The organism is Prevotella heparinolytica (assembly GCF_004342845.1).
In the GTDB taxonomy this organism is placed as follows: domain Bacteria; phylum Bacteroidota; class Bacteroidia; order Bacteroidales; family Bacteroidaceae; genus Bacteroides; species Bacteroides heparinolyticus.
The window spans coordinates 1-16,315 of sequence record NZ_SLXB01000006.1 but is presented as its reverse complement, the minus strand read 5'-3'; the positions used below and the strand labels follow the sequence as shown (position 1 = coordinate 16,315).

Annotated in this window: 13 protein-coding genes, 1 tRNA gene and 1 pseudogene; 10 read left to right on the top strand and 5 right to left on the bottom strand. The window is 45.4% G+C overall.

Going from position 1 to position 16,315, the window contains the following annotated elements:
• The first annotated feature begins 178 nt into the window (after positions 1-178).
• From EV202_RS04580 to EV202_RS04550, 7 genes and pseudogenes are all read left to right on the top strand, one after another.
• Complete coding sequence (locus EV202_RS04580; RefSeq protein ID WP_234831699.1) at positions 179-493, top strand: hypothetical protein; 315 nt, start codon at positions 179-181, stop codon at positions 491-493.
• A 346-nt stretch (positions 494-839) separates the two neighbouring features.
• A complete protein-coding gene (locus tag EV202_RS04575; RefSeq protein ID WP_394364507.1) occupies positions 840-3,236 on the top strand; it encodes a TonB-dependent receptor in 2,397 nt (798 codons plus the stop codon).
• Positions 3,237-3,240: 4 nt separating this feature from the next.
• Positions 3,241-4,569, top strand: coding sequence for a hypothetical protein (locus tag EV202_RS04570; protein WP_106069920.1), 1,329 nt, complete (start codon positions 3,241-3,243; stop codon positions 4,567-4,569).
• Between the two features lie 26 nt (positions 4,570-4,595).
• Entirely contained in the window at positions 4,596-5,888 is a 1,293-nt protein-coding gene (locus EV202_RS04565; RefSeq protein WP_106040934.1) for a hypothetical protein, read from the top strand.
• Positions 5,889-5,940: 52 nt separating this feature from the next.
• On the top strand, positions 5,941-7,005 hold the full coding sequence (locus EV202_RS04560; RefSeq protein ID WP_106069919.1) for a DUF4876 domain-containing protein: 1,065 nt from the start codon (positions 5,941-5,943) through the stop codon (positions 7,003-7,005).
• Between the two features lie 1,015 nt (positions 7,006-8,020).
• Positions 8,021-8,374, top strand: a complete 354-nt coding sequence (locus tag EV202_RS04555; protein ID WP_131925764.1) for a hypothetical protein — start codon at positions 8,021-8,023, stop codon at positions 8,372-8,374.
• Positions 8,375-8,598: 224 nt separating this feature from the next.
• A pseudogene (locus EV202_RS04550) lies at positions 8,599-10,170 on the top strand (glycoside hydrolase family 43 protein).
• Positions 10,171-10,445: 275 nt separating this feature from the next.
• Here the strand turns inward: EV202_RS04550 and EV202_RS04545 are convergent.
• The 5 genes from EV202_RS04545 to EV202_RS04525 form a co-directional block, all read right to left on the bottom strand.
• On the bottom strand, positions 10,446-11,093 hold the full coding sequence (locus EV202_RS04545) for a MarC family protein (protein ID WP_106069917.1): 648 nt from the start codon (positions 11,091-11,093) through the stop codon (positions 10,446-10,448).
• Between the two features lie 53 nt (positions 11,094-11,146).
• Complete coding sequence (locus tag EV202_RS04540; protein ID WP_106070578.1) at positions 11,147-11,845, bottom strand: YjjG family noncanonical pyrimidine nucleotidase; 699 nt, start codon at positions 11,843-11,845, stop codon at positions 11,147-11,149.
• Positions 11,846-11,960: 115 nt separating this feature from the next.
• The gene (locus EV202_RS04535) at positions 11,961-12,821 is read right to left on the bottom strand and encodes a Cbp1 family collagen-binding glycoprotein adhesin (protein ID WP_131925762.1); all 861 of its coding nucleotides are present in this window, start codon (positions 12,819-12,821) and stop codon (positions 11,961-11,963) included.
• 35 nt (positions 12,822-12,856) lie between these two features.
• A complete protein-coding gene (gene rsmI / locus EV202_RS04530) occupies positions 12,857-13,531 on the bottom strand; it encodes a 16S rRNA (cytidine(1402)-2'-O)-methyltransferase (RefSeq protein ID WP_131925760.1) in 675 nt (224 codons plus the stop codon).
• Positions 13,532-13,547: 16 nt separating this feature from the next.
• Entirely contained in the window at positions 13,548-14,084 is a 537-nt protein-coding gene (locus tag EV202_RS04525; RefSeq protein ID WP_131925758.1) for a hypothetical protein, read from the bottom strand.
• Positions 14,085-14,261: 177 nt separating this feature from the next.
• Here EV202_RS04525 and EV202_RS04520 point away from each other — a divergent pair, with 177 nt between their 5' ends.
• The 3 genes from EV202_RS04520 (at position 14,262) to EV202_RS04510 (ending at position 16,173) form a co-directional block, all read left to right on the top strand.
• Positions 14,262-14,867: a thymidine kinase gene (locus EV202_RS04520; protein ID WP_125239569.1), complete on the top strand. Its 606-nt coding sequence runs from the start codon at positions 14,262-14,264 to the stop codon at positions 14,865-14,867.
• A 22-nt stretch (positions 14,868-14,889) separates the two neighbouring features.
• Positions 14,890-16,026 (top strand): AI-2E family transporter, encoded by a 1,137-nt coding sequence (locus EV202_RS04515; protein ID WP_131925756.1) that lies wholly within the window; start codon positions 14,890-14,892, stop codon positions 16,024-16,026.
• 74 nt (positions 16,027-16,100) lie between these two features.
• Positions 16,101-16,173 (top strand) — tRNA-Lys (locus tag EV202_RS04510).
• The last annotated feature ends 142 nt before the right edge of the window (positions 16,174-16,315 follow it).

Below are 16,315 nucleotides of genomic sequence, written 5' to 3'. Positions count from 1 at the left end.
CCATCGACTTTCGGAACAGATATGCACTGCCTACATCCACGCTTCACAAATAACAATAAATAGGTATTTAACAGTATGCCATTGCATAAACATGCGCATTTGCTTGCTTTTTATTGTAAATATGCTTACCTTCGCAACCCGAATTTATTCAGAGACATTGAAGAAACTTAGGACTATAATGAAGTGGTTCCTCCCTCTGCTGTTCATTGCTTATTTGGGAGGCATTACGCTGTTCACCCACTCACATGTGGTGAATGGCGTGATTATTTCACACTCTCACCCCTTCAAAGGAGAACATGAACACTCCGAAGCCGAGGTGGAGACCATTTTCTTTCTTTCCTCTTTCTTCTCTCCTTCGTTTACCGTTTCTTATGCGACCGCACCGGTACTTTTCGTCCTGTTGTGTGTGCTGAGTGTTCTTTCGACGGAACACATCAAGTGTCGCAATTCTAATAAAACCATCAGCCTCCGGGCTCCTCCTTTCTCGTTTTGATATAGAAATATTTTTTCTGAGGCGATTCTTTTTCAGAGTCGCGTCTGTATCGTTGGTTTGGAAGCAATCTTTCTCTTCCGTTCCGCTTTCTCTTTTCCGTTCCTCTTCCTTTTGCCGTTTTCTCTTTCAGAGAAGAACATGCCAAACTGCGTGATGGCCGAGAATGGGAAAAGCCGGAATGCGGGTTCGGGACATTGTCTTCGCGAATAACAGAGAAAGGGAAGAATCTGCCATCACCTCCTGCAAAAACGGAAACATCTGTGGGAGAAGGTGGCAGGAGAGCGCATATGCCGTCCAAGTCCGAACCAATTCCAAAACTCACATCTTTTTTCTATAATCTGTCTATATGAAGAAGAATCTTTTTTTTGCAGTATCTAAAGTACTGTTTATCATGCTCATGTTGTCCTCCGCTCCCTGTAATGTTTGCGCCGGGCTTTTGCCTCATACGCCGGCAGTGGAGGAAGAAACGGAAATGAGACAAACATTCAGGGTGATGCAAGAGGATAGCCGCGAGCCGATTGCGGGAGCCGTGGTCTATTGCGATGAAGCGATGGAACCACGGGTGACGGCGGTTGACGGCCGCTGCGTCATCCGGTTTAAAACACGGCTCAAAAGCATCAAGGTGAGGGTCAGCTATGTGGGCTTCGCACCATTGGAGATAACTGTCAGAGCGGATGTATCAAAAACCATAGACCTGTTTCTGCGCGAAGATATAAAGCAAATCTCGGAAGTTACGGTCGTTGCCCAGCGCAAGCACACCTCGGTGTTGCAGCAAACAGCCACCATACGGCAGGACGCACTCGAAAAGGTAGGCTCTGCCTCTTTAGCAAAACTGCTGGAAACCGTACCGGGTGTAAGCTCCATCAGCACCGGAAACACCATTGCCAAACCCGTCATTCAAGGCATGCACAGCAGCCGCATCCTTCTTCTGAACGACGGTGTACGCTTGGAGAGCCAGAGTTGGGGCGAAGATCATGCACCGGAAATAGATTACAGTGGCGCCAACATGATAGAGGTGGTGAAAGGAGCCGAGTCCATACGCTACGGTTATGGAGCAATGGGAGGTGTGGTGCTGCTCAATCAGGCCGCCCTTCCCTATGGGCATCGACGCCTCAAAGCCGGAGGAACCGTCAACATGGGCTACGATAGCAATGCCCGCGGATATAACGGAACGGCCACGGTGGAGATGGGATATAAACACGTGGGGCTGCGGCTGCATGGCATGTATCAGAAAGCAGGCGACTACTCGACTGCCGAATATATCCTGAACAATACAGGATTCAACAATATCAGCATGTCGGCTTTGGCCGGTTATCAGAACAGAAACATCACAGCAACGCTGTACACAAGCCTTTACTACTCACGAAGCGGCATCTATTATGCTAGCAGAATATCCGACATCGACCAGTTGCTGGCACGTTTTGCGGCAGGAAGACCAGATAACAGTTCGTTCAAGCCATTCTCCTACGATATTAAGCCGCCTTTCCAACAAGCACAACACTTCACCTTGAAGGGTGACATCAAATGGGAGATCAACAAGAATCACAAGCTATCGCTCATCCTCTCTTATCAAGATAACCTGAGATGGGAATTCGAAAACCGGAAACAAGACAAGTACAGTTGGATACCTGTGCAGGATCTTATCCTCACTACTTACAAAACAGACCTGTTGTGGAATGCCAAGTGGAAACGGTGGGACATGACGACTGAGTCCGGACTCTCGGGCAGCTATCAGTCCAACTACAATTATCCGGGTACTAAACAGCCAGCTTTTATTCCCAACTATGCGGCCCTTACCATGGGAGGATTCTTGCTGCAACAAGCAAAAATCGGACGACTTCAGTGCTCCCTCGGCATGCGCTACGATTTCAGAGCGATGGATGTGGACGGGTATACCAGTCTGAAGAGTTACAAATACTACAAGGATTTCAAAGTATACAGCAACTTCACAGCCAGCCTAGCCGCCCACTATCAGCTCTCCGACCGATGGGATGCACGTGCCAACGTCGGATGGTCGTGGCGTCCGCCCGATATCAATGAACTCTATGCCACAGGGTTGCATCACGGCACCCATTGGGTGGTGGGTAACCGAAAGCTGACCAGCGAGCATGGATACAAGGCTGTATTCGGCACGAGATACCACACGGAATGGTATTCCATAGAACCGAGCTTCTTTTATCAGCGTGTACACAACTACATCTATGACGCCATTGGGAAAGGGTTGAACCGATTCCATAACCATCCCAGTGGCAAATATCCGAAGTTTATTTTCGGACAAGATGATGTGATGTTGACAGGAGGCGACATTACGGCAACGGTCACTCCGATTGCCGGCCTCACCATCACGGCCAAGGGCGAATGGATCTATGCCCGTAATCTCACGCAAGACGAATGGCTGCCTTTCATGCCTTCCGACCGCTATGGCATGTCGGGCACCTATAATTGGAAAATCGGCCGTGAAGGGAAACACAATGCATCCGTATCGCTATCGGGTGTCTACGTAACCAAACAAACGCACTTCGATCCGGATAAAGATTTGGTACCCGACTCCCCACCTGCCTATGCTTTGCTCAACGGAACAGCAGAATGGAGCATGAGACTGCCCGGACAGAGAGAATTGAAACTGATGATAATAGGTGACAACATACTCAATACCCTGTATAAAGAATACACTGACCGATTCAGGTATTATGCCCATGCAAGAGGTTCAAACGTAATATTCAAGACAATAATAAAATTCTAACAAAATGAAAAATAATAATATCCATTCTATAATACCCATACTTTGTGTACTCTTGTTGCTGGGTAGTTGCTCTGAAGAGAGTGTGGATAATTTTCTGAAAAAGATAGTCAAAGCCCCGCCATCATCAATAGAACGGGATGTAAAAGGACATGAGCAGATTTACTCGGTACAACTTATCTTGAGACTGGCCCGGAAGTCCGATCATAAATTAGATAACCGAGACGATACATACATCGCATTTGAAAGTGGCAGTAAACCAACTCCTATCCCTCTTGTTCAGGAGATAGCGTTGTCGAAAGACGAAAACGGGAACATCACGATTACATCCGACAGGAAGGCTTTTGATGTCATCAAATCGGAAAAGTATCACTATGGCCTTGAACTGAAGTACTATGATGTCAACGGTATGCTAATCAACCATCAGTTCTCGGGTTATTATTCCGACGACGAGGATAACTCCACCCTGCTGGTGCACCAGCACTTCTTTACCATTCAAAATTATTCCCTGAATGGCCGGCAGTTGGTTTATCCCATGTCTTTAGACAGCGTTTATTACAGCAAATACGCTTTCGCCGAAGATGTTAACGGGAAAAGAATTGAAGCATCCAGAATTTCTCCTTCGAATATCTATGCGCTCGATGATAACAATCAAGTCAATGGGGTGAGATACAGTGATGAGTTGACGGAGAAATCCGTTGAAAATTCCATGAAGCCTGCAGCAACCGAGCCATACGATGACCCTGTTACAGGCAAAAGGTTTAGGCTCTATCAAACCATCAACAATTTCAGACTGAACGAGAAGGTACCTGATATTTTCAGCTATGAGTATCGTGATACCGACCCAGTTGAGGAGGAACTTGGAAAAGATTTAACCGATTATGACGACATGAACCGGCTTCGTTCAGGCAACACGGTGATACGACTCAGGGAAAAAAGATCGCTGGACGACGGAGCACCCTACGATGCTTTGGGCTTCAAAGGCATGCTCCGCTTCAAGGAATCCAATATTGCATTCCAAATGAGAGTCTGCATATGCCATATTCTAAATAGGGTCTCCATCCCCGCCAACGAGAACCAATTAGGAAAGTACGGCAACACCGACAACAACGTCAATGGCGGCGTATACAACTATAATGCACTTCAGACAGCTTGGAACAGTTTCGATATCGACTATCCCATCGCCTTCAGGGTGATTGCCGACCTCGATGGGGATCGGGAGAAGTGTATGGATGATATCCGCCACTTCTACCCCAAGGCAGACAAGACTGATATGCAAGCCATGTTCTGGGGGGATGAAAGTTTTTTCAACCGTATTCCTAAGATAACCATGTAAACAAATGATATTCTAAACAATCTAAAATGAAAAGAATAATTCAAACAGTCCTACTGATTTTCACCGTTGCAGCATTATGCTCGTCGTGTGACAAATTTATATTCGGCAATGTCAAGGTGGACTATGAAGACAATGCCCTGACACGGAAAAAAATGCCGCAATCTGCTGCCGACTTATACAAACCTCCCATCGTCACAGAATCGGGATTAGCCAATCCCGATCCAGATGGCGCACTCCGGGATTGGGCTACATGTCTCGTCATGTTCAAAGAAGGGCATCCGCACGGAGGAGGAAAATTTCATGGTAACTTCATCTATGAGAAGGCTCCTTGGAAGCAAGAGGAATTTGTGATTATCCACAACACCGCGAAAGGAATAGAAGTAGAGGTAGACACCGCGAGTACAGTGACTTATCTGGAAAAGCTCTCAGGGAAAAAGGGGCCGCAGTATGTCCGCATCATTGGCGGATCTACCAAACTATGGGGATTGTGTCTGTTTTTTTATGACCGCAATGGAAAACCTATCAACAACCGTATTTTGGAACATTCAGATCAGTATCAAACATTTATTTCCATCAGTGATGTCGATGACAAGGGACAGCCGTTCATGGTAAAAGATGTACGCTATCGCGGGAAAGATAAGCCGGATATGATTGAATCGGAATACTTTAAAAGACAAAACAGCTTTGACCGATTAAGATTATCGACGCCCAAGCTGTTTGAATATACCTATCGTGACACATGGACTACTGAAGACATGGCCGACGGTGTACGCGAGCTGTTCAATCAGAAACTGCTTCCGCCGTTCCAAAGATTCCATACCGACGGCGCCACGGCACCATACGACCAAGACTGGGTGGGACTGAAAGGACACATGAAGTTCGACATTGCCGAAGAAGTAGATCCGATATACGACGGCTGGCCTGTTCCACTTGGGAATGGAAGCATCTACAGCAGGAGCAGTAACCTGTTGCCCTATTTCTATCTGGCCGTCAGGGTAATGAAATGCGAGAAAGGCAAGAAAACAATCATCCCCATGCCTCTGGGCAGTGGAGGCAGGCCTCTGGGGGCAAGCAAGTATATATGCGCACCATATTATGATCCTAATCCGCAATCCGAATGGAAAGAGATGATTCGTTTCAATATACCACTCAAAGTATATACTAATACCTATGACACCGACCCAACTAATTCCGACCCCAACGAGCCGTATTACTATCATTTAGGGAAAGAGATAGGATTGACACCACAAGAAGCGTATGATGCCATCCTCAATGTAACTACCCATGGAAACGGAGGCTTTGGTGCATGGTTTTTATAGAAAGCTAATTAATTATTAACAAATATTTTTCACTAATTAAATAAATAAGACAATGAAAAGCTTTTTGAAAAACGGGCTATTGCTCGCAGTAATTGGTTTATCCGTATTTACAAGTTGCCGCAGAGATGGTGACGAAAACGAACAAACATCTGAAACTAAAATCAATCACCTTCTGATACAAGAAGTGTATTATGGTGGTACTTATTTTACCCGAACTTATGATGGGAAAGAGTACGAGCAAGCGTATGATGAAGACAAGTATATCAAGATCTATAACCCCACATCCAAGACTATCTATTTAGACAATTATGCTTTGGCCGTACATCCATTTGATCCCTGTAACAGAATAGAACTCAAAGATGAATATAACTTCATCAAAACACATTTCGGGGTATCTACCATCGTCCTCTTCGGGGGTAACGGCACTCAACATCCATTAGCTGCAGGAGCCTCTGCTATCATCGCTAAGAAAGCGATTAACCATAGAACCGACAGGGAAAAATACTTAAAAGACAATGAGGAGAATTTAGATAATTACAAAAGATTGGACCAACTTATTGATTTAAGTAAAGCCGACTATCAGTGGGTACCGAAAGAAGAAGTCAGTGGTGTGGACAACAATGTGCGTGAAATGGCTCTGTGGTATTCGCAAGGAGAATGGAAGAAAGATGAAATGAGCAACTTTGACGTATCCAACAAAAGTGTCATAGCCCTGATTAAATTGGGCGATACACCGGAAAATATCAAGAAAACTTTTATAGAAGAATCTGGTTACACGAAAGCAGAAGACATTGCCAAGAGAAAGTACTACAAAAATGTTGCTTACAAGACTGACGGACACCACAGTCACGAAGCCACCCTGATGATTATGCCTTATGAGTGGGTTGAAGATGTAGTGACCATCTGTCCCAACACAGAATTCAAATGGTCAGTGGTAGATATAAAAGTAGACAAAGGACACAAGGGTGTGCAAGAAACGGCGAACGATAAGATTGATAAACACGCAGGAAAGGCCTTAGTAAGACGGTTTGATGGAAATAAATTTGTCGACGACAATAACTCTACCTCCGACTTCGAAGTTGCAGAAGCATCCATATCCTCTAAGAGAAATAAATAAAGACCTGAGTTCGAGATAACAAGGATATAAGCAGGTATTCTATACCTATAAGACTTAGATGTGGATTTCATCAATACAAGACAAACTTATCATTTGCAGATAAAATTTGTCTCTACCCTATATGAAAAACCAAGTTCAGGATGATAATTAAAACAAAGTAAGTTTTTGTATTTTTATACCGAACTGTGTGGTGGTATGGGGGGAGGTAAAAGACCGAGAACCCTTTAGGCGAATTTGGAAGCATGAATTCCTGTTCTCATCTGTCTCTAATAAGACATTTGGCTGACTGGATTGAAAGAGAAACTAATATGTAATAATGATTACCCTTAAAGACTCGCTTTCCTTAATGAGCCAAGACCCGGAAGCGCCCTTACCGGAAGTACTTCTGAGAGGGGATAGGATAAGTATACGACTGAGGTGCCTTCAGTATACGACTCATCCTGCATCAGTCCTATACTGATGTACCATCGATATAGGACTGAATTTTCCTCCCCCTTTTTTATTACCCTTCAAGAGATACAAATAATACGATTTTTCAAAATAGAAGAATGGCTGTTTATTCTGAACTGGCGTTAAAGAGTTTGTCTTAACTTTCACAGTAAGCACTCCTCTTTCGGAAACACATCTTATACTTCAACGAAATCCCTCCCGGGGCAACCCAAAGTCAAGATGAATTCAGAATGTAGCTTTTGAAAAGTCAACGAAGAGTTTATAGGAAATCAGATATCTACTAAAAATGTGATTAAAAGAATAAAATAATACCTGCTACATATTGTTACATCACATTCTAACTGCATAAATAAGCAAATCGAAACTTTTTCACACCTCTACAATTGACTTAAATCAAGAAATAAGAGTATAAAGCACACTTTCTGTCTCTAATTTTTTATGTTATAAAACATGTTCTTACCTTTGCAGAGGTAAAAAGAAAAACTAAGCGCTTAGACAAGTTTTTCAATAGGTATTAGATTTGATAGATTAGTTTTTAGGATTAACATTAAAAAAAGTAGGTATTATGAAACGTTTAGGATTAACATTAGTGGCAGCAGTCTGCCTGACTGCCAGCACATTTGCAGCAGGAAACCAACCTACAACTGCAAAATGGGAAGGTAACATCAACGTAAGCAAGTTGAGCCAGTATCTTAAGCTCGATGCAAATCAGCATGAGGAAGTAGCTAATATATGTGAGTACTTCACAGAGCAAATGGAGCGTGCAACAAGCGCACGGAAAAATCAGGAGAAATTGCTACGCAACGCAGTATACGGCAACCTGAAACTGATGAAGAGAACTTTGAACGAGAAGCAGTATGCCGATTATGCCAAAGTGCTGAACGTCACCTTGCAGAACAAAGGCATCGAAGTGAAGTAAGCATCTCTTCAGGATGCATGGATGCATGCACTAAGAAATTAGGAGAATCTCCATACGACTTGCATGGCAGGAAATTTCAGGATTCAAGTTTTATACTTGGATCCTGTTTTTTTAGTACCATCCGTTTCCTCCGCAGCACTACATTTGGCAAGACGAAAAGATTTATCTATCTTTGGCTGTCGCCCGACAAGGTGATAACTGCATTTACAAACCTTCAACTGATTATGAGAAAGACATTCATGCTCATAGGAATGGTGCTAAGCCTCTCGTGTTTGGCACAAAACACAGAGGGATACCGAAACCCGGTCATCCCGGGCTTCCATCCCGACCCAAGCGTCTGCCGCGTTGGCGAGGACTTCTATTTAGTGAACAGCAGCTTCCAATATTTTCCCGGTGTGCCGTTGTACCATAGTAAAGACCTGGTGCACTGGACTCAGATAGGGCACTGCCTGACACGCGCTTCGCAACTACCACTACACGACGCAAGTGCTTGGGGTGGCATCTACGCTCCCACCATCCGCTACAACAACGGCACGTTCTATATGATTACCACCAACGTGTCCGACTGCGGCAACTTCCTTGTGCACACCACCGACCCGCGCGGAACGTGGTCAGAGCCAGTACGGCTGAAGCAAGGGGGAATAGACCCGTCCCTCTACTTCGAGGAAGACCGATGCTAAATGGTCAGCAATCCGGACAAGGGCATCTGGCTTTGCGAAATCAACCCTAAGACCGGCGAGCAACTCAGCGAAAGCCGCCGCATTTGGAACGGCACCGGCGGACGGCATCCCGAAGCACCGCACATCTACCAAAAAGACGGCTGGTACTATCTGCTTATTGCCGAAGGCGGAACGGAATACGGGCACAAAGTGACCATTGCCCGCAGTAGGCACATCGAAGGTCCGTATGACGGCAATCCCTCCAATCCCATACTGACCCACATCAATATGAATGCGCAGGACAGTCCTATTCAAGGCACCGGACATGCCGATCTTGTGCAGGCTTCCGATGGCTCGTGGTGGCTGGTTTGCCTAGCCTTTCGCCCGCAGACGGGTAGCCATCATCTGACGGGGAGAGAAACCTACCTCGCCCCCGTGCGCTGGAACGAAAATGCCTGGCCGGTGGTGAACGGCAACGGCACCATATCTTTGCAAATGGATGTCCCCACCCTGCCGCAACAGCCCTTAGCGAAGAAGCCTGTACGCACTGACTTCAAAGAAGGAAGAATGGGACACGAATGGGTACACATCCGCAATTACCATCCGGAGAACTACTCCTTTGTTTCAGGTAAACTACGCCTGAAAGCCACTTCTATCAGCCTGAATCATGAGAAGGGAAGTCCCACTTCCATGGGACGCCGCCAAGAGCATATCGGCTTCCGCGCCACCACTTCCGTGGCACTGCAGAAAGCCGAAGCACAAGATGAAGCCGGATTGACGGTATATATGTTTGAACCTGCCCACTACGATCTCTTCGTGAAACAGACATCAGAAGGTGCACAAGCCGTCGTGCTGCGCTATCGCATGGGACTCCTTACGCACATCGAACGGGAAGTTGCGCTTCCCAAAGCCACACAAGTGCAGCTCCGCGTCCACGGAAGCAGTGACCGATACCGGTTTGAATATGCCACCGACGGAAAGAACTTTCATCAGCTGGGAGAGATAGATGCCAAATACATCAGTACGGAGACAGCCGGAGGATTCACCGGGATCATGCTGGGAATGTATGCCGTTTCTGCCACTGCCTCATCCAAAGCATACGCCGAATTTGAATACTTCGACTACGAAGGGGAATAATACGGCCGCTTTTTCAGGAAATATACCCGAACCCATAAAGCCGTCTCGTATAGCCACCACGCAATGACGTGCGGAGTTTCGCTCTTTGACGTGTGGGGGCATGTCTCCTAAGGTGTGGGCATACCTCCTCTGAAGTGTGAGCTTACGAGTCATTAAGTGTGGGGACAGACTTGCTGAAGTGTGGGGACAGACTTGCTGAAGTGTGGGCTTACATTTACTAACATGTGAGCTTACGTTTCACAAGCCACAGTCTCCTTGATTTCCCACAGATGGCATCAGTTACCCGCCGCACTTTTCAAGATTTCCATCAATATAGGTTTTGCTCCACTGACAAAACATTCCACAGCAATGACCATCAGAATAAGTCCCATCAGACGCATCATCACGTTGTTTCCCGTTTCGCCCAACACCGTCACCAAGCGCGTTGAAGCGCGCAATATAAAGAAGGTGAGCAAGTAAATCAAGGCGATAGTACCTATCAAAACCCCTTTCATCTCAAAAGTATAGGCATCCTGCATCAACACAATGGCATTGGCTATGGCACCCGGACCACAAAGCATCGGAATGCCGAGCGGAGTAATGGAAATGTCATCGGCATAGGTTTTTATCTCTTCGTCTTTCAGCTTCATAGGCGTATAACGAGCCTGTAACATATCGAAGCCTATCTTAAAGATGATGACACCCCCCGCTATACGAAAGCCATTGGTAGAGATGCCAAAAAACTTAAAAAGGAATTGGCCGGCGAAAGTAAAGGTCATAATAGTGACAAAAGCCACCAATGTGGCACGCGAAACCACCGAACGACGCTCCTTGTCCGTCATGCCATGGGTCATGGTCAGGAAGACCGGCATTGTGCCAAGGGGATTTGTCAAAGTGAAAAAAGAGGTAAAACAGAGCAAAGCGAAAGGTAAAATAGATTCCATGGCTATATCATTTATGTTAACAAGCGACAAAAATACAATTAAATCTCACTCTTTTACAAAACCTGCATCAAATCTTTCAAACTAAAAATCTCATAAGTGGGACGGAAAGGCAATTCCGTTTTTCCATTCACATTATAAAACACTTGATGCATGCCTACTCCTTTGGCCCCGGCCACATCATTTTCCCAACTATCACCTATCATCAACGAGTCCTTCAACTCGGATTGCGTGGCCGACAAGGCGAAATGAAATATCTCAGGCCACGGCTTCAACACACCGATATCATCAGAAAGAACCACTTTCTTGAAGAAACCATCAATCCCTGACGAACGCATCTTGTGGCATTGAAGTTCTTGAAAGCCATTAGAAAGGATGTACAGATTGTATCTGGCCGACAGATACTCCAGCACTTCGCGCGCATAGGGCATCAGCCCTTTCTTCGTAGGGATAACAGAGAAAAAGTCGTCTGCAAATCTTTGTGCCAAAACAGCATCTCCTGCCCCCACCGCTTCCAAAGGATAAAGAAAACGCTGGCGGTTCAGTTCATCCTTCGTCAACTGCCCATTGCCATATTCCTCCCACAATTCTACATTGCGCTGCTGATAAAGGGTATAGAAATGATGGAAATCGCGAAAAAAGGAATCATATCCGTACTTCCGGTACATCTCCTCAAAAGTATCGTGCGCATTCTGTGAGAATGCCCACAGCGTATCATCCAAATCAAAGAAAAGATTCTTATATCTATATGCCATTATAAAGAGTATAGACGAAAAAACAGGTTCTTGCGGATTCACGCAGAAGGACTCTGCCCCCCTTCGATGAATCTGCAAGAATCTGCGTTCAATCAATTATTTCACAAAGGAGCTGTTACTTTACCTGAATGACCAAGTACTTGGATACGCTCCAGAACTCTTTCGGGTTCGTTATCTTCAGTATAAGCTGACCTTTGTCATCTTTATCCAAAGCAAAACTTCCGGTAGGATGAGTAGTCAGTACCTCTGCACTCTTGGAATATAGTTTGATTTCCTTTGTTGTACGGATATCTACCTGAGTGAAGTAGTCCTTATTGGCATCGCCTTCCTTCAGCACATCGCCCTTATTAAGAATGTTCTGTTCTTTCAACTCTTTCTTGGTGCCAAACACAAACCAACCGGTGTTGAGTGCCTTGTCCTGTTCGGCAACAGTTTTCGCCTTTGCCTCATTCTCGGCAGAAAGCACCTCTTTATCCGCAGTCAGTCCCGTAACGGCTGCATCCAGTTCTTGGATACGGATGTTCTTGGAAGCCAACTCTGCTTGCAGTTCTTCGATACGCTGGGTCTTTGCAGCCAGTTCCAGCGTCAACGACTCAACCGCTTTCTTCAGTTGGGAAGAATTGTTCTTACTGTTCTTAAGCATGGATTGCAACTTGGCGATTTGCTCTTTGTTTTCCTCCATCTGCTTACGGATAAACTCGATATCGGAAGCAATCTGTTGTCTGGCATCCAAAGAGCCTTCAGCCACAGCCCCACGTTGCAAATCGACGCGACTTTCGGCCGCATTGATCTGACGGAATCCCTCCGAAATATCATTAAAAGTACCCATCATCTCATCCAGTTCGGCATTTCGCTGAGTCAGTTCCATCAAAAGAGAATCATTTTCTGCTTTCAACCGATCTTTGTCACCTCCTGAAAGGTTGCCGCACGAAGCCATTACAGCTCCGCATACAATTAAAACTACCAACTTTTTCATACGTCTTTGTTTTACGTTTTGTTTAATGAAGTTATTTAATCGTCTATTCCTGCTACTACTATCACGATTTCGCCACGTGGTTCATTAATGGTGAAATGTTCTATCAATTCCTTCAAAGTGCCGCGCACTGTCTCTTCGTGTATCTTGGAGATTTCGCGCGAAACGGATGCCGGGCGTTCGGCACCAAAATATTCGGCCAGCTGCGCCAAGGTCTTCACCAACCTGTACGGCGATTCATAAAAGACCATGGTGCGATGCTCTTCCGCCAATGTCTTCAAGCGCGTCATACGCCCTTTCTTTTGCGGGAGAAAGCCCTCAAAACAGAACTTCTCATTCGGCAATCCCGAAGCGACCAAAGCCGGCACAAAAGCTGTTGCCCCCGGCAAGCATTGCACTTCGATGCCGTTGCGGACGCATTCCCGTACGACCAAGAACCCCGGGTCGGATATGCCCGGAGTGCCGGCATCCGAAATCAAGGCCACCGTTGCCCCTCCCTTTATTCTTTCCACCACATGCTCAACCGTCTTATGCTCATTGAACTTATGGTGAGACTGCATGGCATTCTTTATCTCAAAATGCTTCAGCAATATCCCGGAAGTACGCGTATCCTCGGCAAGCACCAAGTCGGCCTCCTTCAAAATCCGGATAGCACGAAAAGTCATGTCCTCCAAATTGCCGACCGGCGTAGGCACTACATAAAGTTTTCCCATATCCATCATCAAGTATTCAACTGAAATATTTTTTGAGAAGCTCCATAAAGTCAACAGCCGCTTCATTCTCCTCATCCGGATGCACTTCCGAAGTGAAAATCGCTATGGCCTTATCCAAAGAAGAAGCTTCGTTCAGTCGCACCACAATCGCATTCATCTTTGCGGCATCCCCTCCAAAGAGTTCGCGTACAAAACGAAACGAATCATTCAAGCTGATGGCATGCCGCAGATCTGTGGACGGCTTAATGCGTTCTGCCAAAATAGAAGAAGAGAACACCACAGGCGACTGGGCAGCATCCTGATTGATAACCTTATCCCCGGCAACCGGCCGTTCCGCATCGGGCAATGCCGCAACTGGTGTTTCCACAACGGGCATTTCTTCGGCAGACTTCCGGTCCAACAACCGCTGCAATGCATCCAGGCGCGTCTTCATCTGCCGGATGTTCCGTTTTGCCACTATTCGCAATGCCGGATTTCTTTCAGCAGAAACTGCCTGCAACAAATACTTCAGTTCCTGAACATCAAGTTCTATATCATTCAATAAAGTCTGCATACCCCTTACACTGTACGTGTTAACACCGCAAATGTAGAAATAAATAATGAAATAATATAAGGAAGTAAACAAAAGTATTATTTTTGTGCTTTAGAAAGGGATTTAAGTATATTTTATCCTCCTGAAGAAAAACATTCAGAAAGTTCAAAACAGAATTCAATAATAACACTTGAAAACATGGTAGTATTCTCAGAAGATCACATACAAGAGACCAAACGCAGAGGAAGAATCGAAGTCATTTGCGGGTCGATGTTCTCCGGCAAAACAGAAGAATTGATACGACGCCTCAAACGGGCCAAGTTTGCCAAACAGCGCGTAGAGATTTTCAAACCAGCCATAGACACCCGCTATTCCGAGGCCGACGTTGTGTCTCACGACAGCCATTCCATCTCCTCAACTCCCATAGATTCATCGGCAAGCATCCTATTGTTTACGTCAGAAATAGATGTAGTGGGTATTGATGAAGCCCAATTTTTCGATGCCGGATTGATTGATGTGTGCAATCAGCTTGCCAACAACGGCATACGTGTCATTGTCGCCGGGTTGGACATGGACTTTCGCGGTGTGCCGTTCGGCCCGATGCCGGGATTGTGCGCCATTGCCGACGAAGTGTCCAAGGTGCATGCCATCTGTGTAAAATGCGGACAGTTAGCCTCCTTCTCCCATCGCACAGTGAAAAACGACAAGCAAGTATTGCTCGGCGAGACGGCCGAATACGAACCCTTATGTCGTGAATGCTACCTGAAAGCCATCCAGACAGATCGGCTGGCATCCCACGAATAAACAAAATCAAAGGCAAAACTTTATGGAGCGTAAAAAGATCACATTCGACAGTTTCATCCGCGGCGTCATACTCGGGCTCATCATCATCGGTGTGCTCATGCTCTTCAAACGCTTGAGCGGAGTGTTATTACCTTTCTTCATTGCTTGGGTCATTGCTTATTTAATTTATCCTTTGGTCACTTTCTTTCAATATAAACTCAAACTGAGAAGCCGGGTCATCTCCATATTCTGTGCGCTATCTGTCCTCACAGCCATCGGAACAACAGCCTTCTTTCTTCTGATTCCTCCCATGATAGAAGAATTCGGAAGGGTAAAAGATCTATTGATAACTTATTTCTCCAACAACCCCCAGAACGGAAATATCCCCCAAACACTCACCGAGTTTCTACAAGAAAACATAGACATGCAGCTCATAACCCGGCTGTTCAACCAGGAGCACACCTTAGAGACCATCAAAGAAACACTTCCCAGCATTTGGGCAGTAGTATCCGAGACCTTCAACATACTATTCAGCATATTTACCTTCTTCATCATACTATTATATATCGTTTTCATTTTGCTGGATTACGAAAGCATCTCCGAAGGTTGGATACATTTGGTGCCACATAAGTATCGCGGTATTGTTGGCGGCGTGCTGAATGATATTAAGAATGGCATGAACAGATATTTCCGCGGACAAGCCTTTGTGGCTTTATGCGTAGGCATTCTCTGCAGTATCGGCTTTCTGATCATCGACTTCCCTTTAGCCATTGGATTAGGCCTTTTTATAGGGATGTTGAACATGGTTCCTTATCTGCAAGTGATAGGGTTTGTTCCCACCATCATACTTGCCATATTAAAAGCCGCAGACACCGGTAATAATTTCTGGTTGATCCTAGCCTCAGCCATCATCGTACTTGCAGTAGTGCAAGCCATCCAGGACGGTTTCATCGTGCCGCGTGTCATGGGCAGAATCACCGGTCTGAACCCGGCCATCATATTGCTTTCTCTGTCTATTTGGGGTTCATTAATGGGAATGTTAGGAATGATCATAGCGCTTCCTCTTACCACCCTCATGCTATCCTACTATCAACGTTTCATCATCAATCGAGAAAACATTCACGGCATTAAACCATCTGATAATCAAGAAAAAGAAGAAGAAAGGAAGGATTATATTTAACTTTTTCTTTTATTTTACTTGTATTTTCGACAAAAGTCTCTATCTTTGCACCCGCTTAACAGCAAATAAGGTTTGATTCGCTAGCTCAGCAGGTAGAGCACAACACTTTTAATGTTGGGGTCCTGGGTTCGAGCCCCAGGCGGATCACAAACTACAATGAAAGAACAAGTGAACCCTGATAATGCTTCATTATCTAAAAACCGCAAAACGATTTGTGATACTTTACCAAAACGAAATGTAACAAATTCGTTTTCGTTAACACAAATCGATTTGTGTTTTTTTTATTTTG

Excerpts from the sequence above, each read along its gene's own strand:
- EV202_RS04580 (WP_234831699.1), top strand. The coding sequence starts at position 179 with ATGAAGTGGTTCCTCCCTCTGCTGTTCATTGCTTATTTGGGAGGCATT.
- EV202_RS04575 (WP_394364507.1), top strand. The coding sequence starts at position 840 with ATGAAGAAGAATCTTTTTTTTGCAGTATCTAAAGTACTGTTTATCATG.
- EV202_RS04570 (WP_106069920.1), top strand. The coding sequence starts at position 3,241 with ATGAAAAATAATAATATCCATTCTATAATACCCATACTTTGTGTACTC.
- EV202_RS04565 (WP_106040934.1), top strand. The coding sequence starts at position 4,596 with ATGAAAAGAATAATTCAAACAGTCCTACTGATTTTCACCGTTGCAGCA.
- EV202_RS04560 (WP_106069919.1), top strand. The coding sequence starts at position 5,941 with ATGAAAAGCTTTTTGAAAAACGGGCTATTGCTCGCAGTAATTGGTTTA.
- EV202_RS04555 (WP_131925764.1), top strand. The coding sequence starts at position 8,021 with ATGAAACGTTTAGGATTAACATTAGTGGCAGCAGTCTGCCTGACTGCC.
- EV202_RS04545 (WP_106069917.1), bottom strand. The coding sequence starts at position 11,093 with ATGGAATCTATTTTACCTTTCGCTTTGCTCTGTTTTACCTCTTTTTTC.
- EV202_RS04540 (WP_106070578.1), bottom strand. The coding sequence starts at position 11,845 with ATGGCATATAGATATAAGAATCTTTTCTTTGATTTGGATGATACGCTG.
- EV202_RS04535 (WP_131925762.1), bottom strand. The coding sequence starts at position 12,821 with ATGAAAAAGTTGGTAGTTTTAATTGTATGCGGAGCTGTAATGGCTTCG.
- rsmI (WP_131925760.1), bottom strand. The coding sequence starts at position 13,531 with ATGGGAAAACTTTATGTAGTGCCTACGCCGGTCGGCAATTTGGAGGAC.
- EV202_RS04525 (WP_131925758.1), bottom strand. The coding sequence starts at position 14,084 with ATGCAGACTTTATTGAATGATATAGAACTTGATGTTCAGGAACTGAAG.
- EV202_RS04520 (WP_125239569.1), top strand. The coding sequence starts at position 14,262 with ATGGTAGTATTCTCAGAAGATCACATACAAGAGACCAAACGCAGAGGA.
- EV202_RS04515 (WP_131925756.1), top strand. The coding sequence starts at position 14,890 with ATGGAGCGTAAAAAGATCACATTCGACAGTTTCATCCGCGGCGTCATA.